The sequence below is a fragment of the Sphaerisporangium album genome (genome assembly GCF_003323745.1).
GTDB classification, from domain to species: Bacteria; Actinomycetota; Actinomycetes; order Streptosporangiales; family Streptosporangiaceae; genus Sphaerisporangium; species Sphaerisporangium album.
The window spans coordinates 198,363-223,275 of sequence record NZ_QOIL01000005.1 but is presented as its reverse complement, the minus strand read 5'-3'; the positions used below and the strand labels follow the sequence as shown (position 1 = coordinate 223,275).

Sequence of the window (24,913 nt, the reverse complement as noted above, 5' to 3'; positions counted from 1 at the left end):
GGTAGCCGAATCTCGGCCATAATGCCACCTTTAGGTTAACAATCGGCGATCAGTGCTCGACTTATACTTCCACCGTCGAAAGAGTTTCCCGGCGAAGCCTTTAACGACCCTCGTCAAACGGGGCCGCCGGTTCGAGAAATTCGATGCGATTGCCCACTGGATCGTCGACGTAGCACCGCCGGAAGCCGGGCAGCAGCCCGTCCGGGCGCGCCTCGATGCCGGCCGCGCCCAGCCTCGCCACCAAACCGGGCAGATCATCCACCAGCAGGCCGGGATGGGCCCGGCGCGCCGGGCGGAAGTCCTCCTCGATCCCGAGGTGCAGCTCGACGCCCGGCCCCCGGAACCACACCCCTCCCCGCGCGGCCAGCCGGGCGGGCTTCGGCACCTCGGTCAGCCCCAGCACCGCCGCGTAGAACGCGCGCAGACGCGGCTCGCTGCCCGGCGGCGCGGCGAGCTGGACGTGGTGCAGCCCCACGATCATGCCGACACCCCCGCGGGCTTGCGGGCGACGACGAAGACGCGGCGGAAAGGGAAGGGCGTCCCGTACGGGCGCGAGGGGTAGGCCTTGTCAAGGACGCGGGCGCAGTCGGCGAGGAAGGCCTCGCGCGCCGGCTCGTCGCCCGCGAGCCGGTCGAGCATCGGGCGCAGGGCCGTCCCGGAGATCCACGTGAGCACCGCGTTCTCGCCGGAAAGGACGTGGACGTAGGTCGTCTCCCAGGCGTCGACCTCCAGGCCCAGCCCGGCGAGCAGGGTGAGGTACCCCTCGGGGCCGTCCACGGAGTCGGGGCGGACGAGGTCGCCGAGACGGTCGCTCCACGCGGACGACGCGCAGATCGGCCGGACGGCCGCGTGGCTCGGGGCGTCGAAGTTGCCCGGTACCTGGAACGCCAGCCACCCGCCCGGCGCGAGGTGCTCGTCCACCCAGCGTGCCAGCAGCTCGCGGTGCTCGGGCACCCACTGGAGCAGGGCGTTGGAGAAGATCACGTCAACGGGGCGGTCCGGACGCCAGTCGCGGACGTCGCCCACGCTGAAGGACGGCCCCGGCGGCGCCTTGGCGATCATCGCGGGCGAGGAGTCGACGCCGTGGACGTCAGCCTCGGGCCAGCGGCGGCCGAGCTCGGCGGTCAGCTCCCCGGAGCCGCAGCCGAGGTCGACCACCAGGCGCGGACGCTCGGCGCGGACCCGGGAGAGGAGCTCGAAGAACGGGCGGGCACGCTCGTCGGCGTACCGGCTGTACACGGCGGGGTCCCACATATCTCTTGACATCAAGATAGTTCATATCGGCAGAGATGTCTCGATGTCAAGAGAGATAGACTCGGGCCCATGACGACGCGCCACAGCGACGGGGTCGCCGAAATGTCCGAAGGCACGCAGGATGTCGTGGAGTCCCGGCCCCCCGCCGCGGGCGGCTCCGAGGACAACGCCCGGGACGAGGTCGATCAGCTTGTCGCGTCCTGGCGCCAGGAACGTCCAGATCTCGACGTCTCCCCGCTGCAGGTGCTCAGCCGCGTCTCCCGCCTCGCCCGCCACCTCGACCGCGCCCGCCGGGCGTCCTTCGCCGAGCACGGCCTGGAGCCCTGGGAGTTCGACGTCCTCACCACGCTGCGCCGGGCCGGCGAGCCGTACGAGCTCAGCCCCGGGGCGCTGCTGCGCGCGACGCTCGTCACGTCCGGCACGATGACCAACCGCATCGACCGCCTGGCCGCCGCCCGCCTGGTGCGCCGGCGCCCCGACCCCGAGGACAGGCGCGGCGTCCTCGTCTCGCTCACCGAACAGGGCCGCGAGCGGGTGGACGAGGCCTTCGCCGACCTGCTGCGCCGCGAGCGCGCCCTGCTCGCGGGCCTCGACCCCGACGCCCAGCACGCCCTGGCCGGCCTGCTGCGGACGATCCTCGTCCCGTTCGACGCCGAGAACGCCTCCTGACGACCCCGGCCTCTTTGGGCGGCGCCGGCCTCTTTTGGCGGGCTCGGCCTCTTTTGGCGGGCTCGGTCACTCGCCCAGCTTGTCGGCGACCTCCAGCCATTCGAGCTCGACCGACTCCTTGCGGCCCCGGAGGTCCTTGAGCTCGGCGTCCAGGGTCGCCAGCCTGCCGTAGTCGGCGGCGGCGTCGGCCATCTGGGCGTGCAGCGCGGCCTCACGCTCGCCGAACTTGTCGAGCTGTCGCTCCAGCCGGGACAGCTCCTTGCGCAGCTCGCGCTCCTCCTTGGCCGAGAGCCCGGCGGGCGCCTCGGCGACCGGCTCACCGCCGGCGTCCTGCGGGGCGGACCCCGCCCGCGCGGTCACGGCCGCGCCCGCGGACCGGCGCTGGAGGTACTCGTCCACGCCGCCGGGCAGCAGCGACAGCCGCCCGTCGCCCAGCAACGCCACCGAACGGTCGGTCACGCGCTCCAGGAAGTAGCGGTCGTGGCTGACGAGGATCAGCGTGCCCGGCCAGCCGTCGAGCAGGTCCTCCAGCTCGTTCAGCGTCTCGATGTCCAGGTCGTTGGTCGGCTCGTCCAGCAGCAGGACGTTCGGGTCGTCCATCAGCAGGCGCAGCAGTTGGAGCCGCCGCCGCTCGCCGCCCGACAGGTCGCCGACCACCTTCCACTGCGCGTCGCCCCGGAACCCGAGGCGCTCCAGCAACTGCGAGGCCGTCCACTCGCGCTTGCCGACCTGCACGAACTTGCGGATCTCCTCGACCGTCTCCAGCACGCGCCGCGCCGGGTCCAGCTCGGCGATCTCCTGCGAGAGGTACGCCAGGCGCACCGTCTTGCCCCGGACGATCCTGCCCGAATCCGGACGCACCCAGTCGGCCAGCAGACGCAGCACCGACGACTTGCCCGAGCCGTTCACCCCGATCAGCCCGATGCGGTCGCCGGGGCCGAACTGCCAGGTGCAGCGGTCCAGCACCAGCGGGCCTTCGCCGGGGCCGCCGGCGTGCAGGGTGACGTCCTCGAGGTCGTAGACGGTCCTCCCGAGCCGCGCCGAGGCGAACTTCACCAGCTCCACCGTGTTGCGCGCGGGCGGCTCGTCGGCGATCAGCGCCTGCGCCGCCTCGACGCGGAACTTCGGCTTGGACGTGCGCGCGGGCGGGCCCCGGCGCAGCCACGCGATCTCCTTGCGCATCAGGTTCTGCCGGCGCTCCTCGGTCGCCCGCGCGATGCGCGCCCGCTCGGCCTTGGCGAGGACGTACGCGGCGTACCCGCCCTCGTACCGCTGGACCGTGCCGTCCACGACCTCCCACGTGCGGGTGGAGACCGCGTCCAGGAACCACCGGTCGTGCGTGACGACCAGCAGCGCGGACCTGCGCGCCGACAGATGGCCGGCCAGCCAGGCGATGGCCTCGATGTCCAGGTGGTTCGTCGGCTCGTCGAGGATGACCAGGTCGTGCTCGTCGATCAGCAGACGGGCCAGCGCGGTGCGCCGCCGCTCGCCACCGGACAGCTCCCCCACCTTGGCCGAGAGCTCGATGTCGCCGAGCAGGTTGGCCAGGATCTCCCTGACCGCCTGGTCGGCCGCCCATTCGTGCTCGGCACGGTCGCCGAGGACGACGCGCCGCACCTCCAGCGCGGGGTCGAGATCGTCGCGCTGGGACAGGACGCCGATGCGGAGGCCGCGGTTGTGCGTCACCCGGCCGCCATCGGGTTTGAGCGTGCCGGCGATCACCGAGATGAGCGTCGTCTTGCCGTCGCCGTTACGCCCCACGACGCCGATGCGATCAGCGGCCTCGACGCCCAGGGAGACCTTGTCGAGCAGCGGCTTCGGGCCGTAGGCGTGGGACACCGATTCGAGGTTGACCAGATTCATCGCCCGCCCAGCCTACTGTGCTCACGGCGCTCTCTTCGTTCGCGCTGCGTGAGGCCCGTCAGGTGGTGCCGTCCTCACAAGGGTCGAGATCCAGGGGCTTGTACGCGGCCAGGTTCGCGGGATGCAGGTTGCGCTCCAGGAACTCCTCCCATTTCCCCTCGTAGAGGAACGTCTTCAGATGCCCGGCGAGGAGATCGCAGGTGGACTTGTCGTGATTGGGAAGGCCGATGCCGTACTGCTCCTGGGCGCCGAAGGTCAGATCGTCGAGGACGCGGGTCTCGAGCCGGCTCTTGGCGAAGCCGTGCAGCACGAGCTGGTCGGTGGAGAACGCATCGACCTGCTTGTTCACCAGCCTCTCGAAACACCCCTGAAGTGCCGGTTCCACGGTGAGCGCCAGGCCCTTCCCGTTGAACGGCTGAAGCTGTTCCTGGGAGGTCGTGCCACTCGCGACGCAGATGTTCCTGTTCTTTCGCGTGAGGTCGTCGTAGTTCTTGATGCGGTGGTCGTCCTTCCTGACCAGCACCCCCTGGCGTGTGATCATGTACGGCCCGGCGAAATCGATGACCTTCCGCCGCTCGTCGGTGATGGAGAAAGTGGAGATCACCATGTGGACCTTGTGGTCTTCCAGGGCCTCGATCCGCTCCTCCAGCCTCAGGTCCACGAACGTCACGTCCCTGGCCAACCGGCTCCGCAGCCAATCCGCCAGGGCGATGTCGAAGCCGGTGCGCCGGTTGGTCCCCGCCTCGTGGGTGGACCAGCCGGGATGGTCGGTGGTCACACCGATGTAGAGCACCTTCGGCAAGGGGGTGGGCGTCGGGACCGGCTCGGGCCCACATGCGGGGGCGAGCAGAAGGAAAGCGGTCAGTGCGGCTCTCAGGCGGGCTCGGACCACCGGCGTGCTCCCTTGCTAATTGTAGAGGATCGCTTCGGCGACGGTCAGGTCGACCACGCACGCCAAGTCGGTCATGTTGACGATCACCCGTGCGCCCGCCCGGCGTTCGACTCCGGCCAGCGACAGCCGAGCCTCCTCGCCGGAGGACACCGTCACCGGGATCCCCCACTTGCCGTCGACGATCGGCGCCACATTCAGCGTGGCCGGACCGACGCAGTTACCGACTTTCGCCGGGTTCACCAGCCTCAGAATGAGGGCGAGCCGGTCTCGCCCGGAATTCGCCACGGTGATGTCCCCCTCGGTGGGCAGGGCCACCCAGGCCTCGGATTTGTCGTGCATCCCATTACCGCCGGTGACCGCGACGAGGTCGGTGACGTTGATGTCGGGCTTGTGGATGAAGAACCACCAACCTGCCGCCATGCCCAGGATGACCAGCGGCACCGCCGACAGGATCCATCGCCGCCTCGGCCGGAGCGTAATGGTCCCCGTTTCCGATTGCCTGAAGTAAAAGGTGAGGAGGCAGCCGACGACGCCGACCATCAGGGAGAGCGTCTGAGAGATCTCGGCCCCCTTGGTACCCATGGTGAGCAGCAGGATGCCCATGACGCCCGTCGCCGCACAGCCAGCGATGAACCACGGCCACGTGCCTGTACGACGGCCGCCCGGGTCACCAAGCGGTTCCGTCTTCGGTTTGTTCGCCACCGGCCCCCTGGATGCTCTCATCTGTCTCTCCTGCGTGCCCCGCCCGGGCCGCACTTCGGCAACGCCGTCCGTTTGGAGAAAGCCATTCGTCGCGACGGCACATCGGCTACCACAATGCAGACATCCCCCTCCAATGTACCGGCATTACATAACAGATAGGTAGCAACACATTGTTCCGCGCATCCATACCTGTCACCGAGAAAAGGCAGGTCAGCCCCCATCGATGAATCGGCGCCCGCGCCGGACATCGAACAGATCGCCGGAGCCCACCGAATACGGATTTACGGCTGGACCGCTATCAGGCGAGGCCGCGGCATATAGACCATCTGGCGCCAGGACACCAAAAACAAAGCCGGACGATCGAACGTCCAGGATTCGGGGTGGTCCTTGGGCGGGTTCCTAGACGATCTCGGCGCCGGGGACGGGGCCGGAGGCGGTGACGGCCGTCCTGCAGACGCCCGCGGCTTCCAGGGCCGTGGCCAGGGTGGTGGCGTGGTCCTCCGACTCGGCGAGGAAGGCGCAGGTGGGGCCGGAGCCGGAGACCAGGGCGCCGAGCGCTCCGTGCTCGCGGCCGGCCGCGAGCGTGCGGGCCAGGGGGCGGCACAGCAGCAGCGCGGCGGGCTGCAGGTCGTTGGACAGGACGGCGCCGAGCGCCTTGGCGTCCCCGATCGCGAGCGCGGCCATGAGGTCGTCGGACGCGCTGGGCCAGCCGACCTGCTCGCCGGTCGCCTCGCGCAGCCGGTCGCACTCGCCGTAGACCTCGGCGGTGGACAGGCCGCCCTCGGCGAGCGCGAAGACCCAGTGGAAGCGGCCGGCGACCGGCACGCGGGTCAGCTTCTCCCCCCGCCCGGTGCCGACGGCCGTCCCTCCGAACAGGGCGAAGGGCACGTCGCTCCCGAGCTCGGCGGCGATCTCCATGAGCTCCTCGCGGGGCGACCCGAGGCCCCACAGCGCGTCGCAGGCCACCAGCGCGGCGGCGGCGTCGGCGCTGCCCCCGGCCATGCCCCCCGCGACGGGGATCGACTTGCGGATGCGCAGCCGGACGTCCGGCCGCCGCCCCGCCCGCGCGGCGAGCGCCACGGCGGCCTTCACCGCGAGGTTGCCGCCGTCCAGCGGCACGCGCGCCGCGGACTCGCCCTCGACGGCGACGCTCACGGAGCCGTCCGGGGAGCCGTCCACGGAGCCGGCCTCCCCGGATGCCGTGACCCCTGGCCCGGCGGTGTCCTGACGTGGGGCGTCCCAGGCGGTGACCTCGTCGAAGAGGGACACGGCGTGGAAGACGTTGACCAGGTCGTGGTAGCCGTCGTCGCGCCTCGGCCCCACGGAGAGCTGCAGGTTCACCTTGGCGGGCACGCGGACCGTCACGGAAGTCACGGAACCCGATCGTAACGCTCCGTCGCCACCCCGCAAACGACCGCCCTCGTCACGGGCGCCCGGGGCGGTTCTCGGCGATCCTCGCGAAATCCTCGACGGCGAGTTGCTCGCCCCGCAGCGACGGGTCGACGCCCGCCGCGCGCAAGGCAATCTCGGCTGCGGCGGGCGTGCCCGCCCAGGACGCCAGCGCGGCCCTGAGCGTCTTGCGCCGCTGGGCGAACGCCCCGTCCACGACCGCGAAGACCTCCTCGCGGGAGGCGCTGGTGGGCGGCGGCTCACGGCGGCTCAGCGCGACGAGCCCGGAGTCGACGTTCGGCACCGGCCAGAACACCGTGCGCCCCACCGGCCCGGCGCGGCGCACGTCCGCGTACCAGGCGGCCTTGACGGACGGCACGCCGTACACCTTGGACCCCGGCCCCGCGGCCATGCGGTCGGCCACCTCGGACTGCACCATGACCAGCCCGCGGCGCAGCGAGGGCAGCACCTCCAGCAGGTGCAGCACGACCGGGACCGCCACGTTGTACGGAAGGTTCGCGACCAGCGCCGTCGGCTCGGCCCCGAGCTGCTCGGGGCGCACGCGCATCGCGTCCGCCTGGACGACCGTGAGCCGACCGGCCAGGGACGGGGCCCGCTCGGCGACCGTCAGCGGGAGCTGCCCGGCGAGCACCGGGTCGATCTCGACGGCCACCAGCCGCGACGCCTCCGGGAGCAGGGCGAGGGTGAGCGAGCCGAGGCCGGGCCCGACCTCGATCACGACGTCGTCGGCAGTCAGCCCGGCGACCCGGGCGATGCGCCGGACCGTTCCGCCGTCGATGACGAAGTTCTGCCCGAGCCGCTTCGTCGGACGCAGATCGAGCTTGTCCGCCAAATGACGTATTTCTGCCGGGCCGAGCAGGTCCACAATCGAGCTCCCCATCCATCCAGTGTCCCGCACCGAAGAAGTGCACGGCGGAAGGCGACAGAAGCCTCATGCGATCTCCAGCCGGGAGCGACGCGGCATGAGCCCCGTAACCGTCACCGAGGAGGCCCCGATGGACCGTCCCGGTGCCGAACCGCCGCGCCCGTACGATCATCGGCGTACGACTCCGACGGCGGTCAGCGGCTGAACAGGCGCGCCCCGCAGGCGGGCCACTGGCCATGCCACCGGCCGGACACCCGCTGGTAGAGAAGCTGGGCCCGGTAGGTCTGCTCGCCCGCCGGCCAGTCCAGCGGCGTCCGCGTGCCGCCGACGGCCCGCCACATCGGCAGGCTGAACTGGTACATGCCGTAGTACGGCCCGCGGGGGTTGAACGACTTCGGGTTCGCGTAGGTCTCGCAGCGCGCCAGCGCGGTCCAGTTCAGCGAGGTCACCGACGAGCTGACCGGCGAGGCGTGCACGGGGGGCGGCGGCGGGGCGGGGATGATGCGGATCACCTGGCTGTCCTCGGGGAACGCGCCCAGCGGCGGGCGCACCCGCTCGCCCCGTGCCAGGGTGATCTTCTCCTGCGCCAGCACGGCCCGCACCGTGCGCCCGGTCGTGACCGCGTCTGTCCGCACGCCGCCCCGCACGACGGTGACCCGCCGCTGGGTGCGGACGCTCAGCGCGAAGCCGGTCACCGGGATCTGCCGCATGCGCGACGCCGAGAGCATCGCCGGGCGGTCGTCGAGGTCGAGCTGCTCCAGCGCCTCGCCCACGTTGAGCGCGGTGACCGTGTGCGTGCTCCTGCGGCCGTCCACGGTGAGCACCAGCGGCCGGGCGTGCCTGACGACGATCGACGTGCCGTCGCGGACCTCACGCCCGGGAGCGGGCTCCACGCGGTCGTGCGGGCCGGTCCGGATCTTCAGGCCGCCGAGGACGTCCCGGACGGTGCCGCCGAAGCTGAGGACCGTCGTCTCACCGCCGTCGACCTCGAGCCTGACCTCCTTGGCGAGCACGTCGCCGGTGAGCAGCCCGGCCGAGACGCCCGCCGCCGTGGCGCAGAGCAGCGCCGTCCACGGGGAGCGGGCGGCCGCGATGAGGCGGGCACGCGGACGGGAGCGGCGGCGCGGGGCGCGGCGTGACCCCGCACGCCGGGAGGCCGGCGCCGGGGCCGGTGGTGGATGCACAGCGCGTCCTTCGTGTAGACCGGCTGCCGACGCTAGCGCCGCACTCGGAGGCCCTCAACCGGATCACCGAAACCGGTCCGTGACATTGTCGTCGCTTGGAGTCACCGATCCCGCCGCCCGGGACCCCTTCCACGGCCCGGCGCGAGGGCCTCGCGGCTCTTACCAGGCGCCGAAGACGCGCTCGCCGTTCTCGTTGATCACGCGGGCCAGGTCGTCGGCGTCCATGCCCCTGACCTCGGCCAGGCAGCGCAGCGTCAGCGGGATGAGGTAGGGGGCGTTGGGCCTGCCGCGGTGCGGGGTGGGCGGCAGGTAGGGGGCGTCCGTCTCGACGAGCATGAGCTCCGGCGGGGCGACCCGGGCGGCCTCGCGCAGGTAACCGGCGTTCTTGTAGGTGACCGGGCCGGAGAAGGACATGAAATATCCGGCCTCGACGCACCGTCGTGCCATCGCCGCGTCCCCGGAGTAGCTGTGGAAGACCACCACGTCCGGCGCGCCCGCGTCGGCCAGCACGCGCAGCACCTCATCGTGGGCGTCGCGGTCGTGGATGACCAGCGCCCTGCCCGTCCGTTTCGCGATCTCGATGTGCGCGCGGAACGAGGCCTCCTGGTCCTCGTGCGACGCCCAGTCGCGGAAGTGGTCCAGCCCGGTCTCGCCCACGGCCCGCACCCGCGGCTCGCGCGCGAGGCGCTCGATCTCGGCCAGCGTCTCGGGCGTGGCCGCGTGCGCCTCGTTGGGGTGGATCGCCACGCCCGCGTACACGTCCTCGTGCTCGCGCGCGACCTCGGCGCCCCACCGGGACGAGCGCAGGTCGTACCCGATGGTGACCAGCCTGGTGACGCCCACCGCCCGCGCCTCGGCGAGGATCTTCCCGACGCCCGTGCCCGCCGCCTGCGCCGCGAGCGCCACCTGGTCGCCCGAGGACGCCTTGCGCTCGCCCACCATGATGTCCAGGTGGCAGTGGCTGTCGAAAACCTCCGTGCCCAGCGGCTCGGGAGCCGCCGGGAGGGATGGAGAGGTCGTCACGTCATGGCCTCCGTCGTGCGAGCCGGGGCGGTCACTCGCCGAGGCGGGCGAGTTCCTCGTCGACCACCTTGGGGTCGAGCTTGGCGAACAGCGGGGTCGGCGGGGCCAGCGGCGTGCCCGGCCGGATCGGCGTGGACCGCCACGTGGCCTGGCCGTCGTACTCGCCGGTGATCACCGGGTACGAGCCCCGGCCGTCCTCCTCGACCTCCTGCATCCGCGGCATCCCCGACCAGACGCCCTCGCCGCCGAGCATGGAGAACACCTTGTTCGACGACCCCGGCAGGAACGGGGTGAGCAGCGTCTTGGCGTCGTCGACCACCTGGAGCGCGACGTGCAGGATCGACTTCACCCGCTCAGGGTCGTCCTTGAGCTTCCAGGGCTCCTGCTCGGCGAGGTAGCGGTTGGCGTCGCGGACGACGTCGAACGCCTCGGTGACCGCGTTCTTGAACCGCGACCTGCCGAGCTCGGCCCCGACGGCCGGGAACGCCGCCCGGCTGCGCTCCAGCAGCACGCGGTCGGCGTCCGTCAGATCGCCGGCCTCGGGGACCTGGCCGAAGTTCTTGGCCGCCATGGAGATCGAGCGGTTCACCAGGTTGCCCCACGCGGCGACCAGCTCGCCGTTGTTGCGGTTGACGAACTCCGACCAGGTGAAGTCGGTGTCCTGGTTCTCGGGGCCGGCGACCGCGATGTAGTACCGCAGGGCGTCGGCGTCGTAGCGGGACAGGAAGTCGCGGACGTAGATCACGACCTGGCGGCTGGAGGAGAACTTGCGGCCCTCCATGGTCAGGAACTCGCTGGACACGACCTCCGACGGCAGCGCGAGCTTGCCCAGCGAGCCCGGCGTGCCGCCGCGGGCGCCCTCGCCGTTGTAGCCGAGCAGCATCGCGGGCCAGATCTCGGAGTGGAAGACGATGTTGTCCTTGCCCATGAAGTAGTAGCCGCGGGCGTCGGGGTTCTGCCACCACTGCCGCCAGGCGTCCGGGTCGCCCGACCGGCGGGCCCACTCGATCGAGGCGCTGAGGTAGCCGATGACCGCGTCGAACCAGACGTAGAGCCGCTTGTCCCCGCGGTCACGCCAGCCGTCCAGCGGGATCGGCACGCCCCAGTCGAGGTCGCGGCTGATCGCGCGCGGCTGCAGGTCGCCGAGCAGGTTGAGCGAGAACTTCAGGACGTTCGGCCGCCACTCGCCCTGCTTGGACTGCAGCCAGCCGCCGAGCGCCTCGGAGAACGCCGGGAGGTCGAGCATGAAGTGCTCGGTCTCGATGAACTTGGGCGTCTCGCCGTTGATGCGGCTCTTGGGGTTGATCAGATCGATCGGGTCGAGCTGGTTGCCGCAGTTGTCACACTGGTCGCCGCGCGCGCCGTCGTACCCGCAGATGGGGCAGGTGCCCTCGATGTACCGATCCGGCAGGGTACGGCCCGTGGACGGCGAGACCGCACCCATCGTGGTCTTCGGGAAGATGTAGCCGTTCTCGTACAGGCCCTTGAAGATCTCCTGCGCGACGGCGTAGTGGTTGGCCGTCGTGGTGCGGGTGAACAGGTCGTACGACAGGCCGAGGGCGGTCAGGTCCTCGGCGATCACCCGGTTGTAGCGGTCGGCGAGCTCGCGGGCGCTCACGCCCTCGCGGTCGGCCTGCACCTGGATGGGCGTGCCGTGCTCGTCGGTGCCGCTCACCATCAGCACCTTGTTGCCCGCCATCCGCTGATAGCGGCTGAAGACGTCGGACGGCACGCCGAACCCGGAGACGTGCCCGATGTGCCGGGGGCCGTTGGCGTAGGGCCAGGCGACGGCGGTCAAGATGTGCTGGGACATGCCCCAAGCCTAAAGGCCCCCAGGGGTTCCTATGGCGCCGTCCCGCACAGGTGGCGCGCCCTCACGCCGCGCGGCCCAGGGGCGCGTCACAGGTACGGCTAAAGGGCGCCCTCACGCCGCGCGTCCGCCGGCTGCGCCAGGAGCACGGCTTCGGCCGCTTCCTCGGCCGCGGAGGCGGCCACGTCGGCCGGGGTCTCCTTGGTCCTGCGGATGCCGAGGATGCTGATGAACAGGGCCGCGAAGATGGTCTGGAAGCTGATGATGAGGGCGGTCGCGGACGGGACGACCAGGCGGAGCGACTCGGCCGGGATCAGCTCGCCGAAGTCGCGCGTCTGCCAGTGGGCGAGCGAGGCGACCATGCCCGCGAGGCCCGCGAGGGCCAGCAGGCCGCCGGCGATCAGGCCCCGTTCCAAAGTGACGATGTCGACCAGGCGCCGGATGCGGCGGTCCTCCGGCAGGAAGCCCTCCTCGGCGGCGTACACCTTGGTGAACAGGGCGAACAGCACGGCCTGGAAGCCGATCACGACCATCGCCGAGGCGCCGACGAGGGTGTCGACGTCGAAGGCCAGCTTGCCGATGTAGACCGGGCCGAAGGTCAGCGCGGTGCCCGCGGCCAGACCGAGGACCATCAGGACCATGCCGGGGATCAGGAACAGCCAGCGGGGGCTGTAGAGCAGCAGGAACCGCAGGTGGCGCCAGCCGTCCCGCCAGGAGCGCAGGTGGGGCGGACGGGACCGGCCGTCGGGGCTGAGGGTGGTGGGCACCTCGCGGACGTCCAGGCCCTGGATCGTCGCCTTGACGACCATCTCGCTGGCGAACTCCATGCCCCCGGTCTGGAGGCCGAGCGTGAGGATGCTGTCGCGGCGGAACCCGCGCAGGCCGCAGTGGAAGTCGCGGATGGCGCTCGGGAAGAACAGCCGCCCGATGAACGACAGCACCGGGTTGCCGAGGTAGCGGTGCAACGGCGGCATGGCGCCGGGCGCGATGCCGCCGCGGAAGCGGTTGCCCATCACCAGGTCGGCGCCGGCGCGCAGCTCTTCGACGAAGGGCATCAGCGCGGTGAAGTCGTAGGAGTCGTCCGCGTCGCCCATGATCACGTAGCGGCCGCGCGCGGCGCGGATGCCGCCCATCAGGGCGTTGCCGTACCCCTTCTCGTCGACGTGGACGACCCGGGCGCCCGCGTCACGGGCGAGCTGCTGAGAGCCGTCGGTGCTGCCGTTGTCGGCGATCACCACCTCGCCCTCGATGCCGTGCTCGGCCATGCATGCCAGTGCCTTGCGGACACACGTTTCGACGGTCTCCGCCTCGTTCAGGCATGGCATGACCACGGTCAGTTCCACGTCGAAACCCCTCGTTCCGCGCCTCGATCATCCGTGCGTAGTTCAACCATGATGCCCTCTGCCCCCAGGTGCTCGGGTCAAGTCCGCGAAAGGGCTGGCATCCTGTAAACCATGGTGACCGTAGCCGAACCGGCGCAGGCCGAAGCGCCGTCGCGGAGCAAGCGCGCGCGCCTGTGGGCGTTCCTCAGGTCGCGCCGCCTTTTCGTGATCGCCTTCACGCTGGGCGCGGCGCTGCGGATCATCGCCATGCTGGGCTACCGACCGGCGATGTGGTTCAACGACTCCTACGAGTACGTCTCGGTCGCGCTGCACCCCCGCCCGCATCCGATCCGCCCGGACGGGTACGGGTTCTGGCTGCTGGTGCTCAAGCCTTTCCACAGTTTCGCGCTGGTGGTCTTTACCCAGCACCTCATGGGCCTGGCCACGGCGGTGCTGATCTATGTGCTTCTCAGACGCAAATTTGGCCTGCCCGACTGGGGCGCGACGCTCGCCGCCGTGCCGGTGCTGTTCGACGCCTACCAGATCCAGCTCGAGTCGCTGATCATGTCCGACACCATGTTCACGCTGCTGATCGTGGGCCTGGTGACGCTGGTCCTGTGGCATCGCCGCATGTCGTGGCGGGTGGGTGTCGCGGTGGGGCTGCTGCTGGCGCTGACCGCGCTGACGCGCAGCATCGGCCTGCCCATCCTCGCCGTCGTCGTGGTGTTCCTGCTGATCAAGCGCACCGGCTGGCGGACGATCCTGGCGATGGTCACGGCCTGCGCGGTGCCGGTGATCGCGTACATGGGCTGGTTCGCCTCCGCGCAGGGGCAGTTCGCGCTGACCCAGAGCGACGGGCTGATCCTCTACATGCGCACGGCCAAGTTCGCCGACTGCAAGAAGATCAAGCCGGACCTGCAGCGCGAGCAGGAGCTGATCCCGCTGTGCATCAACCCGGCCATCGCCCGCAGCCAGTTCTCGCAGCTCTACCTCTGGTACAACGGCGAGGGCGAGGTGCTGCACCGCTGGGGCGGCGACAAGTTCGACCGGGCGCTCAACGACGCGGCCGGCACGTTCGCCAAGCGGGCCATCCTCGCCCAGCCGGGCGACTACCTCGCCGCCGTCGCGGGCGACCTGCTGCGCAGCTTCCGGTGGGACCGCCCGGTCTTCCCCGACGCGCTGACCTACGCGCAGTACCAGTTCGACAGCAAGGGCGTCAGCGCCAAGGATTCGCACCTTCTGCAGAAGTCCCCGCCGACGTGGAAGAGCTACCTGGGGACGGTCGACCGCGACCTGGTGGCGTACGAGCAGGGGCGGGCGAGCACCCACGCGTACTGGCCGTGGGCGACGATCATGGAGCGCTATCAGCGGGTGGTCTACATGCCGGGCCTGGTGCTGGGGCTGGCGCTGCTCGTGGGCGCGGCCGGGGCGATCGCGCGGTGGCGGAAACTCGGCGGGCCCGAGCTGCTGCCGTGGGTGGCGTCGGCCGCCCTGGTGGTCGCGCCGGCGGCCACGGCCGAGTTCGACTACCGCTACCTGCTGCCCGCGCTGCCGCTGGCGTTCCTGTCCGCCGCCATCGCCCTCCACCAGGGGGTACGGCCGCCGCGGCGCGCGGCGGCCGAACCCGCGTCCGAACCGGCCTGAGCCCGCGTCCGGGCCCGCCTGATCCGGCTCCGGCGCCTAGATCCAGCTCGGGAAGAGCATGCGCCGGTACCAGTCGTCGTGCGTGATGGTCTCGGCCGTGAGGACGGGGTGCAGCCACCAGAAGTTGATCAGCGCCAGCAGCGTGAACGCCCCGACGACGGCCGCGCCGACGGCTCTTCGGTTCGTCCCGGCGTTGGCGGGGCCGATGAGCAGCCCCGCTCCCAGGGCGATCGCCAGGACCATGAAGGGGAGTATGGGGGCGGTGTAGAACAGGAACATGGTGCGCTTGTCGGATATCGCGTAGTAGAACCAGGGCAGCCAGCCGACGCCGTAGACGAGCAGGACCGCTCCGGCGCGCCAGTCGCGGGTGGCCACGTACCAGGCGATCAGCGCGATGAGCGCGATGAGCCCGCCGTACCAGATGACCGGGGTGCCGACCCCCAGCACCGCCTGCGCGCAACTAGGGGCCCCGCAGCCCTTCACGTTCCCGGGGTAGTAGAAGGCGACCGGGCGGATCAGCAGCGGCCACTGCCAGGGCCAGGACTGGTAGGTGTGGGGCGTGGTCAGGCCGGTGTGGAAGCCGAGCACCTGGGTCTGGTAGTCGACCCACGAGCGGATCGAGCTGAACACCCAGTAGGCCCACCCGCTGCTCGTCGCCTGCTCCCAGTTACGCCCCCATCCGTACCGGGTCGTGAACCAGCCGGTCCAGCTCGCCACGTACACCACCGCCGATACCAGCCCGAACCCGGCGAACGCCGTCGGCAGGTCTCGGCGCAGTGCTCCGGAGAACGGACGGCGCAACCCGATCGCCCGCCGCGCCCCCGCGTCCCACACCAGGCTCATCACCGCGAACGCCACCAGGAAGAACATCCCACTCCACTTGGTGGCACACGCCGCACCCAGGCACACCCCCGCCGCGATCCGCCACGGACGCGCCCCCAGCCACGGACCCGTCCCGCTCAGCCGCGACCCCTCGTACCACCCCGCCAGCCGCTCCCGGGCCCGATCACGATCCACCACCAGGCACCCGAACCCCGCCAGCACCCAGAACATCAGGAACACATCCAGCAACGCCGTACGCGACAGCACGAAATGCAGCCCGTCCACCGCCAGCAGCAACCCCGCCAGACACCCCAGCAGCGTCGAACGGGTCATCCGCCGCGCGATCCGCGCCACCATCAACACCGACAACGCACCCACCAGCGCCGCCGCGAACCGCCACCCGAACGGGTTCGCCCCGAACAGCCACTCACCCACCCCGATCATCCACTTCCCCAGCGGAGGATGGGCCACATAGAGGGCACAGGGGCCGAGGTCCTCGGGCGTGCAGGTGACCCAGAGGTCCTCACGCCCGGCGAGCAGCCGTGGGTCGGCGATCGGGTTCTCGTTCGTACCGAGGAAGGTGCGTTCGACGCCGTACCTGAGCAGGGACAGGGCGTCCTTGGCGTAGTACGTCTCGTCGAACATGATCGCTTTGGGGGTGCCGAGGCGGTCGAAGCGCAGCAGCGCCCCGAAGAACGCCACCAGCAGCGGGCCCAGCCACCCCCACAGCGGGCTTCCGTGGAACGGCGGAACCAGCCGGTCGCGGACGGAGGATGCCGCGTCCGGCCGCTCGGCCGAGGGAACCGGAGCTCTCCCGGAAAAGCGTGTCTTTCCGAAGAATCTCAGGGGGAAGGCGCGCACAGCCACGCGGGCACTTTATGGGGCGCGGGCTGCCCGTATCCAGAGGATCAAGAACCGGGAATCATTCATCGCGCAGCGTGACATCGCAGGCACGGCCCCCGCGCCGGGCGTTCACCCCCGGTGGACGGCGTCGTACACCTCCCGTTTCGGCACCCCCGCCGCCCTCGCGACGTCCACGATGGCCTGCTTGCGCGGCACCCCGGCCGCCTCCATGCGGGCGACCTCCTCCACCAGCTCGCCGATCTCGGGCACGGCGTCGCCCGGCGCGTGACCGGCGACGACCAGCGTGATCTCGCCCCGCACCTCGCCGGCCGCCCACGCGGCCAGCTCGCCGAGGGTGCCCCGCCGGACCTCCTCGTAGGTCTTGGTCAGCTCGCGGCACAGCGCCGCCTGGCGGTCGGGCCCGAACGCCTCGGCCATCGCGGTGAGGCTCGCCCGGACGCGGTGCGGGGCCTCGAAGAACACCATCGTGCGCTGCTCGGCGGCCAAGGCCGTGAGCCGGCGGGCGCGTTCGCCGGGCTTGCGCGGAGGGAAGCCCTCGAAGCAGAACCGGTCGCTCGGCAGCCCCGAGATCGCCAGGGCGGTGGTGACCGCGGACGGCCCCGGCAGCGCCGTCACGGGGATGCCCGCCTCCACGGCGAGGTGGGTCAGCCGGTAGCCGGGATCGGACACCCCGGGCATGCCGGCGTCCGTGATCACCAGCACGGTGTCGCCGTCGCGGAGGGCCTCCAAGAGCTCGGCGGCCCGCGCGGCCTCGTTGCCGTCGTAGTAGGACACCACCCGCCCGGCGAGCGTGACCCCGAGGTCGGAGGCGAGCCTGCGCAGCCGGCGCGTGTCCTCGGCGGCGACGATGTCGGCGGCCGACAGCGCGTCGCGCAGGCGGGGGGAGGCGTCCTCGGCGCGGCCGATGGGAGCTCCCGCGAGGACCAGCGTGCCCGTGTCGTTCACATGTCCATCCTCTCCCATGCACGCGGTGGTCATCGGCGGGCTGCACCTTCAGGCAGGACCCTCCCAATTGGGTACACAAGGAGTGTTTCTTAGGTTGTACGTAATAGCCGCCCCGTACGATGTCCGGATGGCCCTGACGGACTTCCCTAACCAGGACTTCGAGAAGCCGGAGCCGCGTGACGTGCCCGAACCACCGGGTTCCGTACGCGACCGGCTCGTTCCGCCGTTCCGGGGAAACCCGCTGTGGGGCTGGCTGGGCCCGCTGGTCGTGGCGGTCTTCGGGGCCTTCCTCCGCTTCGACCGCCTCGGCACCCCCAAGGCCGTGGTGTTCGACGAGACCTACTACGCCAAGGACGCGCTGTCCCTGATCCGGTTCGGCGTCGAGCGCGTCGCGGTCAAGGACGCCGACAAGCTCCTGCTCTCCGGCAAGACCGACATCTGGCAGAACTGCGCCCCCACCGACCTCGGCCCGTGCGCCTCCTACGTCGTCCATCCTCCGCTGGGGAAGTGGATGATCGGGGTGGGTGAGTGGCTGTTCGGGGCGAACCCGTTCGGGTGGCGGTTCGCGGCGGCGCTGGTGGGTGCGTTGTCGGTGTTGATGGTCGCGCGGATCGCGCGGCGGATGACCCGTTCGACGCTGCTGGGGTGTCTGGCGGGGTTGCTGCTGGCGGTGGACGGGCTGCATTTCGTGCTGTCGCGTACGGCGTTGCTGGACGTGTTCCTGATGTTCTGGGTGCTGGCGGGGTTCGGGTGCCTGGTGGTCGATCGTGACCGGGCCCGGGAGCGGCTGGCGGGGTGGTACGAGGGGTCGCGGCTGAGCGGGACGGGTCCGTGGCTGGGGGTGCGTCCGTGGCGGATCGCGGCGGGGGTGTGCCTGGGTGCGGCGTGTGCCACCAAGTGGAGTGGGATGTTCTTCCTGGTGGCGTTCGCGGTGATGAGCCTGGTGTGGGACGCGGGGGCGCGGCGGGCGATCGGGTTGCGCCGTCCGTTCTCCGGAGCACTGCGCCGAGACCTGCCGACCGCTTTGGCCGGTCTGGGGCTGGTCCCGATCGTGGCGTACATGGCGAGCTGGACCGGCTGGTTCACCACCCCGTACGGGTACGGACGCAACTGGGCCCAGGCCACCGGCAGCGGGCCGGTGTTCTTCGTCCGGGACTCGCTGCACTCCTGGTGGAACTACCAGTCGATGGTGCTCGGCTTCCACACCGGCCTCGACTCCACGCACCCGTACCAGTCGCAGCCCTGGCAGTGGCCCCTCCTGCTGCGCCCGGTCGCGTTCTTCTACGAGAGCCCGGACGGCTGCGGGCCGTCCAAGTGCGCACAGGCGGTGCTCGGGGTGGGCACCCCGGTCATCTGGTACGGCGCGCTGGTCGCCCTGATCGCGCTGGTCGCCTGGTACGTGGCCACCCGTGACTGGCGCGCCGGAGCGGTCCTGCTCGCCTACGGCGTCGGCTGGCTGCCCTGGTTCTACTACGCCATCGCAGACAAGCGCACCATGTTCCTGTTCTACACCGCCCCCATGCTCCCCTTCATGGCCCTGGCCCTCGCCCTGGCGGCGGGACTGCTCATCGGGCCGGCCGGCGCCCGTCCCGGCCGCCGCCTCGTGGGAGCCGCGGTTTCCGGTGCCTTCGTGCTCGTGGCCCTGATTAACTTCTGGTGGCTGTACCCCGTTATCTCCGCCGAGATCATCCCCTACGACGATTGGCACCGGCGCATGCTGTTCGACCGTTGGATCTGACCGGGATGTGTACTGACATGACATGGCCATGAGCCCCAGAACCCCGAAAGCCCAGCCCTTCTGCTCGTTCCGGTCTTACAGGTAGGTGACGTGGAAATCGTCCGCGGCGGTGGTCGTCGTCAGGGTCCAGGCATATACGGCAGACTGCGAAGCATGCCTGCACCCGACGTCGCCGCCCTCCTCACAGAGCTGGAGCGCTCGGACCCGGACATCGCCGACGACGCCAGGGTCGCCGTCGAGTGGCTGACCGGCGGGGAGCCCCTGGAAACGATCACCCAATTGAACGTGTGCGAGTTCCTCTGGTACACGCTGCCCTTGGAGGTCACCGGCGACCGCGGCGCCATCGCCCGCGCCCTCGGACGCCTGCTGCGCCTCGGCGGCATGGACCGCTACGCCGCCCTGTGCGCCTCGCCCACCACGGCCCAGGTCCTGCGCACCTACGCCCGCGAGGGCGACGAGGCCGGGACGTCCGCGTACCAGCGTGCCCTGAACGCCACCGGCGTGCTCCCTCCCGACGTCCCCGAGCTGCGCTGGAGCTCGCTCATGGGGCCCGAGGAACTCGGCGCCCACCTCGCCTGCTCGGCCGCGCTGGAACTCGCCATCGTCTGCGGCCGCCTCGACCTCAACGCGAGCGCCGCCAAGGTGGACGCCGAGGCGCTCACCCGCCGCTGGCTGACCGAGCCCCGCGCCGAACTCGGCGGCGACAACTGGCTCAACCGCGTGCACGGCGAGCGCCTCAACCGGTGGGTGCTCGGCCGCGGAGCCGCCCGCCGCGAGCTGGCGCAGCCCTTCGAGGTACGCCTGCACGCGCCGATCCCCGCCCCCGACGGCCCCCACCTCCAGGCGCTGCGCTGGCTCCTGGAGGCCGCCGACCGGCCGGGCGGCGTGCCCCTCACCCAACGGCACAACATCGCCCGCGCGTACGTCGTCGAGGCCGCCGAGCGGTTCGGCTGGCCGATCGCGGGCACGCGTAGCGAGAACGGCGTCACCGCATTACGCACCCTGCGCCGGATCGCCGAGCATGAGATGCAGGCCGTGCGCCGCGCCGGCAGGCGTCTGGTGATCACCACCAAGGGCCGCCGGCTCCTCACCGACCCCGCCGCCATGTGGCAGGCCGCGACCGCGTCCCTGCTGACCCCCGTGTCGGGCCAGCGGGAGATGGAGGTGTCGGTGCGCGAGGTCGGGCTGATGCTCCTCAGCGAGGGCAGGGAGCTCGCCTGTGGCAAGCTCACCGAGCGGGTCACCGAGGTCGTGGTGGGCGAGGGCTGGCGTACGGCCACCCCGGCCGAGGTGGCCAGGCCCCTGGCCGAGCTGCGCCACCGCCTGGAGGCGTTCGACCTGTGCGTCTCCCCCGCGACCAGGCAGTCTCCCGCGCACGTCGCGTCCGTGCAGGAGTCGTCCGGCTCCCCCGCCGATCATGTGGCGGCCGACCCGACTCCCGCGGCGCTGACGCCGACCGGCCGCGCCGCCGCCCTCACCGCCCTCCGGGCCCAGGCCCTGCGCCCTCGTCAGTACGTCAGCCTGAGCCGGGGCACCCCGGCCTGAGCCCTGTCCCGGCGCGGCCGTCCGCCTGGGAGCGACCGTGCGCCCGGGGCGCCCGGACACGTGGTCGTGGCCGGTCGCGTGCCTCTGCCGGGCACACGGCCGGCCGCGGGCCGGTCGGCCTAGATCCCTGCCGGGACGTGACCGCCGTAGCGGCGGCTCAGGCGCTCCTGCTCACGGCGGTCCTCCATGCCGGGGCCGCCCGTGAGCATCTCCTCGCGGGTCTCCTCGATCCTGAGGGCGACACCGATCGCGAAGAAGGTGGGCGCCCACTCGCCGACGAACAGTCCCCAGCGGTCGGCGCGGGCGAGGTCGCCCTCGTACTCCTTGGACATGAGCCACGAGATGAACGACGCGCCGACGGATGCCACCCCGGCGCCGTACATCATGCCGGAGCGGATGCCCATTCTGTGGAGTGTCCTGATCATGTGCCCCCCTTGAAGCAGCGACTCGACGCTACATTCCTACCCTTCATCGTGATTGGTACGGATAAGCCCGGATAAGGAGACTCGGGGCATTGCTATATACATGGGGCGCTGTCCGGTAAACCGCAACGCCATGTACCTATTTTTCGGGAAAAACGTGGCTACGTCTGCACCGTGAACGAGGCGAGGATCTCCAGCGACGCCAACACTCCCTCGTCCACGTGGTTTCGCGCGGAGACCGACGTGACGCCGAAATCAGCCGGGACCAGAGCGAAGTAGACCTGCCACGCCAGGCCCGCCGACCCGCTGTAGACGCCCCCGAACGACACCGCCGACCAGCACCGGGCCTCCCGGTCGACCCGGAGCTCGCGCTGGTAGTAGTAGTGCCCGTCTCCGGGGCGGTGGCCCGGCGAGGAGTCGTACGACGCCGGGTCCGGGCGCGTGATGACGGCGATCCGCCGCTCCTCGGGCAGGTCGCCCCGGTAGCTTCCGGACAGGTCGATGCGCGGCCGGTCGCCCGTGCGGTCGATCGCGTACGAGACCTCGGGGAACACGATCGCCGCGCCGACCTGACGCACGGCCGCCCGGTACGGCAGCCGCTCACAACCGCTCCCCGGCCCGGGCGAAGGCGCCGGCGCGACGGCCGGCGGCGCCGAGGCGGAGTGGCCGACCGCCGAGAGGATGAGCAGTACGGCGGCGCCGACCAGGACCGCCGCCACGACGCGGAGCCTCCGCGATGCCTTCCCGTCGTCCTCGACCACCGTCACCAGCCCCCCGACGGACCGAACGCCTGCCTGAACCCCTGCGGATATCGCCCCCGGCCGCGCCGGGACGACCACTGTGGCACGGCACGTGGAGTTGCCGAGCTCATATAGGGAAACACCTGGGGCGGCGAATGCCTGTATGGACAAAGAATGGGTAATCATCCCCGGAACGGGGACTCCTACGGCGGAGTCCGTATGCGATTGCGGGTATGCAGGCTGACATCGGACATGTCGGCAAAAATGCAATCTGACGCCCATCGCATGAAGGTGCAGGTGCGCAACGGAATGAACGGTCACCATACCGAGTCCTCGCGACCCGGAACGATCACGAAGCTGAAGTGGCTGGTACAGGTACTGCTCGCCACGGTCGTCGCGTCGGCCACCTGGCCCGCGGCGAGCGCGGCGGCGGCCCCCGTCCGGTCACGGGGCGACGACCACGGGTCCATCACGCTGTACAGCGGGAACGGCCGGAACAACCGGTCCTACAGCGCCATCAACAGCCCTACGAACACCCATGGCGTGCAGCAGATGGTCAACTCCAGCGTGAGCAGCACGAACACCATGCAGGCGTCGATATGCAAGAAGCGCCAGCGCATCTGCAAGATACGGCACAGGCTACACATATCCGGGAGAGGTGAATGATTTCGCCTTTCAACCGGCCGTGGTCGCCGACCATGGGGACGGCATAACGAAACACCCTGCGCCGGGATCACCGGAAACGTGATCAACATCCTTCATGACGCTACGCTGTCGATACGGGAATCGGATCGAAGGACGTCGTGGTTGGTCGCGTCCGATACGGCAAAGGCGACGAAGAATGAAAAGTCACCATTCCAGCGGGGCGGACGAACGGAAACCGCTCGCCGTCCGAGTGTTCGCCACCGTCCCTCCGTCCACCACCTTCATTAAGGGCACAACGCTCGCCGGGCTCACCCTGACGGCTCTGGGCCTGCTGCTCTGCGCCGTCGCGCCCCCACCGGCGAACGCGGCCCCCAGCCGCCCCCGCCACGACCGCCCGTCCCACGACCGCGACACCGACCGTTCCCATCGGGCCGCCCACCGCGTCGTCCACCGCGCCGTCCACAGGGACGACGATCGCGACTCCGACGCGAAGGGCGGGGACGACAAGGATGCCGACAACGGCTCCGAGCAAAAGGGCGGCAAGTCAGTACATGTAACCAAAATCGGCAACGGGTCGGGGAACAACAGTCTTCTCAGCGTCAAAAGCCCCACTACGAACAAAGGCTTCCAGCACACCCAGGCCGAGACCATCAGCGGCTCCACCAGCATCCTGAACGCGCTGTGCCGGCACGCCAAGGTCTGCAACATCACCCTGAACGTCATCATGGCGCCGCCCGAAACGGCCAAGAAGCACACCGCCAGGAAATCCGCCTCCACGGGAGCGCCCCAGGCCGGGAACACCGCCTCCGACGAGGACGATTGCTGCTGCGACTGCGAGTCCTGCGACTCCTGACCGAGCCCTCCGGCCTCTCTTCCGGAAAAAACCGCATTTTCCAGGATCGAGTGCGCCAACCACGTCATCCGCGCCCGGGTTTGGAACGTCCTGATGATGTCGGACTTCCACACCCCGGTCGTGGTCCCACCTGTCCGACGGCGCGGGGCTCTGCATCCGGGGAGGGGATGCGGGGCCCCGTCGTGGCCGTCAGGGCCGAGAGCTCCGCTTCTTCGGCGGGCACCCGATGACGACCTGGCAGTCTGGACATCCCATCCCACCGCAGGTGATCCGGACTTTTCCCGTCTCTCCGACAAATCACTCGAAAATACACCGAGGACGCACCCGCGCACCTCAACGGATTTCATCGCGAGGTTTCAGCGCTCACCCCTGTGGAAGAACGTCGCGATGCGTTTCCATGCCGACCTGCATATGCATTCCAAGTACTCCCGGGCCTGCAGCAAGGACAGCGACCTTGAGCATGTGACCTGGTGGGCCCGGCGAAAAGGCGTCACGTTATTGGGGACGGGCGACTTCACGCATCCGGCGTGGTTCGGCGAGCTGCGCGAGAAACTCGTCCCCGCAGAGCCCGGCCTGTTCCGGCTACGCGAGGACCTGGACCGGAACGTCTCCGAGACCCTCCCCGCCTCCGTCTGCGGCGCACCCGTCCGGTTCATGCTCTCCGTGGAGGTCTCCACGATCTACGCCCAGGGCGACCGTTCCCGCAAGATCCACCACCTGGTCCACATGCCGGACTTCGAGGCCGCCGAGGCGTTCAACCGCCGGCTCGGACGCACCGCCGACCTGAACTCCGACGGCCGTCCCATCGTCGCCCTGGACTCGCGCGAGCTGCTGGAGGCCACCCTCGACAGCGGCGAGGGCGCCTACCTGGTACCCGCCCACGTCTGGACGCCCTGGTTCGGCGTGTTCGGCTCCAAGTCCGGCTTCGACACCCTCGAAGAGGCCTACGGCGACCTGACCGGCCACATCTTCGCCCTGGAGACCGGGCTGTCCAGCGACCCGGGCATGAACTGGCGGGTCTCCGCCCTCGACCGCTACCGGCTGGTCAGCTACTCCGACGCGCACTCACCGCCCATCGTCGGCCGCGAGACCACCGTCTTCGAGACCGGGCTCGACTACTACGCCGTCCTCGACGCGCTGCGCACCGGCGCCGGGCACGCCGGGACGGTCGAGTTCTATCCGGAGGAGGGCAAGTACCACCACGACGGCCACCGTAAGTGCGGCATCCGGATGGACCCGGGTGAGACGCGACGCCACGGCGGCGTCTGCCCGGCGTGCGGCAGGAAACTCACGGTCGGCGTCCTCAGCCGGGTCGATGACCTCGCCGACCGGCCGCCCGGCTCCCGCCCCGCCGGCGCGGCGGGCTTCCAGAACCTTGTCCCCCTGCCGGAGGTCGTGGGCGAGCTGTTCGGCGTGGGCCCGAAGAGCAAGAAGGTCCGCGCCGAGGTCGACCGGCTGGTCTCCGCGATGGGCCCCGAGCTGGCCATTCTCGAAGAGGTCCCGGTCGGCGACATCGCCGCCCGCTCCCCGCGCCTCGCCGAGGCCGTCAACCGCCTACGCCAGGGCCAGGTGACCAAGGACCCCGGCTACGACGGCGAGTACGGCGTGATCCACGTCGTGGCCCCCACCGACCCCAAACACCCCGACCCCGACCCCACGCCCACCCTCTTCTGACCCGCCGCCGAGCGGCTCCCGAGCAGC

The 24,913-nt window shown here is 70.6% G+C and carries 22 protein-coding genes; 7 read left to right on the top strand and 15 right to left on the bottom strand.

Translation table 11 applies throughout. The annotated features are described in order from the left end of the window. Positions 1-100: 100 nt before the first annotated feature. Both DQ384_RS11035 and DQ384_RS11030 read right to left on the bottom strand, forming a co-directional pair. Complete coding sequence (locus DQ384_RS11035) at positions 101-481, bottom strand: VOC family protein (RefSeq protein WP_114028637.1); 381 nt, start codon at positions 479-481, stop codon at positions 101-103. Beyond that, complete coding sequence (locus DQ384_RS11030; protein ID WP_245966373.1) at positions 478-1,266, bottom strand: trans-aconitate 2-methyltransferase; 789 nt, start codon at positions 1,264-1,266, stop codon at positions 478-480. Before DQ384_RS11030 ends, DQ384_RS11035 begins: the two co-directional genes overlap by 4 nt. 57 nt (positions 1,267-1,323) lie before the next feature. Between DQ384_RS11030 and DQ384_RS11025 the strand changes: the two genes are divergently transcribed. Continuing rightward, positions 1,324-1,923 (top strand): MarR family winged helix-turn-helix transcriptional regulator, encoded by a 600-nt coding sequence (locus tag DQ384_RS11025; RefSeq protein ID WP_245966372.1) that lies wholly within the window; start codon positions 1,324-1,326, stop codon positions 1,921-1,923. A 66-nt stretch (positions 1,924-1,989) separates the two neighbouring features. Here the strand turns inward: DQ384_RS11025 and DQ384_RS11020 are convergent, their stop codons facing one another. The 9 genes from DQ384_RS11020 to DQ384_RS10980 form a co-directional block, all read right to left on the bottom strand. Continuing rightward, positions 1,990-3,786 carry an ABC-F family ATP-binding cassette domain-containing protein gene (locus DQ384_RS11020; protein WP_114028635.1) on the bottom strand — a complete coding sequence of 599 codons (1,797 nt, stop codon included), beginning with the start codon at positions 3,784-3,786 and terminating at the stop codon, positions 1,990-1,992. A gap of 58 nt (positions 3,787-3,844) precedes the next feature. Continuing rightward, positions 3,845-4,564: a transporter substrate-binding domain-containing protein gene (locus tag DQ384_RS11015; protein WP_181871149.1), complete on the bottom strand. Its 720-nt coding sequence runs from the start codon at positions 4,562-4,564 to the stop codon at positions 3,845-3,847. Between the two features lie 129 nt (positions 4,565-4,693). Continuing rightward, a complete protein-coding gene (locus tag DQ384_RS11010; RefSeq protein WP_147268736.1) occupies positions 4,694-5,380 on the bottom strand; it encodes a hypothetical protein in 687 nt (228 codons plus the stop codon). Between the two features lie 399 nt (positions 5,381-5,779). After that, positions 5,780-6,745: a 4-(cytidine 5'-diphospho)-2-C-methyl-D-erythritol kinase gene (locus DQ384_RS11005; RefSeq protein WP_220182902.1), complete on the bottom strand. Its 966-nt coding sequence runs from the start codon at positions 6,743-6,745 to the stop codon at positions 5,780-5,782. A 58-nt stretch (positions 6,746-6,803) separates the two neighbouring features. Then, complete coding sequence (gene rsmA, locus DQ384_RS11000; protein ID WP_114028631.1) at positions 6,804-7,670, bottom strand: 16S rRNA (adenine(1518)-N(6)/adenine(1519)-N(6))-dimethyltransferase RsmA; 867 nt, start codon at positions 7,668-7,670, stop codon at positions 6,804-6,806. Positions 7,671-7,849: 179 nt separating this feature from the next. After that, on the bottom strand, positions 7,850-8,839 hold the full coding sequence (locus DQ384_RS10995; RefSeq protein WP_114028630.1) for a resuscitation-promoting factor: 990 nt from the start codon (positions 8,837-8,839) through the stop codon (positions 7,850-7,852). Between the two features lie 159 nt (positions 8,840-8,998). Next, complete coding sequence (locus tag DQ384_RS10990) at positions 8,999-9,862, bottom strand: TatD family hydrolase (RefSeq protein ID WP_114028629.1); 864 nt, start codon at positions 9,860-9,862, stop codon at positions 8,999-9,001. A 31-nt stretch (positions 9,863-9,893) separates the two neighbouring features. Then, complete coding sequence (gene metG, locus DQ384_RS10985; protein ID WP_114028628.1) at positions 9,894-11,675, bottom strand: methionine--tRNA ligase; 1,782 nt, start codon at positions 11,673-11,675, stop codon at positions 9,894-9,896. A 98-nt stretch (positions 11,676-11,773) separates the two neighbouring features. Next, a complete protein-coding gene (locus tag DQ384_RS10980) occupies positions 11,774-13,015 on the bottom strand; it encodes a glycosyltransferase (protein ID WP_181871148.1) in 1,242 nt (413 codons plus the stop codon). A gap of 111 nt (positions 13,016-13,126) precedes the next feature. On the opposite strand from DQ384_RS10980, the gene DQ384_RS10975 reads away from it, so the two are divergent. Continuing rightward, positions 13,127-14,638, top strand: coding sequence for a hypothetical protein (locus DQ384_RS10975; RefSeq protein ID WP_114028627.1), 1,512 nt, complete (start codon positions 13,127-13,129; stop codon positions 14,636-14,638). A gap of 36 nt (positions 14,639-14,674) precedes the next feature. On the opposite strand, the gene DQ384_RS10970 is transcribed toward DQ384_RS10975, so the two are convergent. Together DQ384_RS10970 and rsmI are read right to left on the bottom strand one after the other, a co-directional pair. Continuing rightward, positions 14,675-16,327 (bottom strand): dolichyl-phosphate-mannose--protein mannosyltransferase, encoded by a 1,653-nt coding sequence (locus DQ384_RS10970; protein WP_245966371.1) that lies wholly within the window; start codon positions 16,325-16,327, stop codon positions 14,675-14,677. 105 nt (positions 16,328-16,432) lie between these two features. Further along, a complete protein-coding gene (gene rsmI / locus DQ384_RS10965; RefSeq protein WP_114028830.1) occupies positions 16,433-17,287 on the bottom strand; it encodes a 16S rRNA (cytidine(1402)-2'-O)-methyltransferase in 855 nt (284 codons plus the stop codon). Positions 17,288-17,396: 109 nt separating this feature from the next. Here rsmI and DQ384_RS10960 point away from each other — a divergent pair, with 109 nt between their 5' ends. Both DQ384_RS10960 and DQ384_RS10955 read left to right on the top strand, forming a co-directional pair. After that, positions 17,397-19,007, top strand: a complete 1,611-nt coding sequence (locus DQ384_RS10960; RefSeq protein ID WP_114028626.1) for a dolichyl-phosphate-mannose--protein mannosyltransferase — start codon at positions 17,397-17,399, stop codon at positions 19,005-19,007. Positions 19,008-19,160: 153 nt separating this feature from the next. Continuing rightward, complete coding sequence (locus tag DQ384_RS10955) at positions 19,161-20,552, top strand: hypothetical protein (RefSeq protein ID WP_114028625.1); 1,392 nt, start codon at positions 19,161-19,163, stop codon at positions 20,550-20,552. 119 nt (positions 20,553-20,671) lie between these two features. On the opposite strand, the gene DQ384_RS10950 is transcribed toward DQ384_RS10955, so the two are convergent. Together DQ384_RS10950 and DQ384_RS10945 are read right to left on the bottom strand one after the other, a co-directional pair. Further along, positions 20,672-20,977: a hypothetical protein gene (locus DQ384_RS10950; RefSeq protein WP_245966370.1), complete on the bottom strand. Its 306-nt coding sequence runs from the start codon at positions 20,975-20,977 to the stop codon at positions 20,672-20,674. A 158-nt stretch (positions 20,978-21,135) separates the two neighbouring features. Then, positions 21,136-21,741: a hypothetical protein gene (locus DQ384_RS10945; RefSeq protein ID WP_114028624.1), complete on the bottom strand. Its 606-nt coding sequence runs from the start codon at positions 21,739-21,741 to the stop codon at positions 21,136-21,138. 258 nt (positions 21,742-21,999) lie between these two features. Between DQ384_RS10945 and DQ384_RS40370 the strand changes: the two genes are divergently transcribed. The 3 genes from DQ384_RS40370 (at position 22,000) to DQ384_RS10930 (ending at position 24,886) form a co-directional block, all read left to right on the top strand. Further along, positions 22,000-22,380 carry a hypothetical protein gene (locus DQ384_RS40370; protein WP_147268735.1) on the top strand — a complete coding sequence of 127 codons (381 nt, stop codon included), beginning with the start codon at positions 22,000-22,002 and terminating at the stop codon, positions 22,378-22,380. A gap of 175 nt (positions 22,381-22,555) precedes the next feature. Next, positions 22,556-23,212 (top strand): hypothetical protein, encoded by a 657-nt coding sequence (locus tag DQ384_RS10935; RefSeq protein WP_147268734.1) that lies wholly within the window; start codon positions 22,556-22,558, stop codon positions 23,210-23,212. A 387-nt stretch (positions 23,213-23,599) separates the two neighbouring features. Beyond that, positions 23,600-24,886, top strand: coding sequence for an endonuclease Q family protein (locus DQ384_RS10930; protein WP_245966369.1), 1,287 nt, complete (start codon positions 23,600-23,602; stop codon positions 24,884-24,886). The last annotated feature ends 27 nt before the right edge of the window (positions 24,887-24,913 follow it).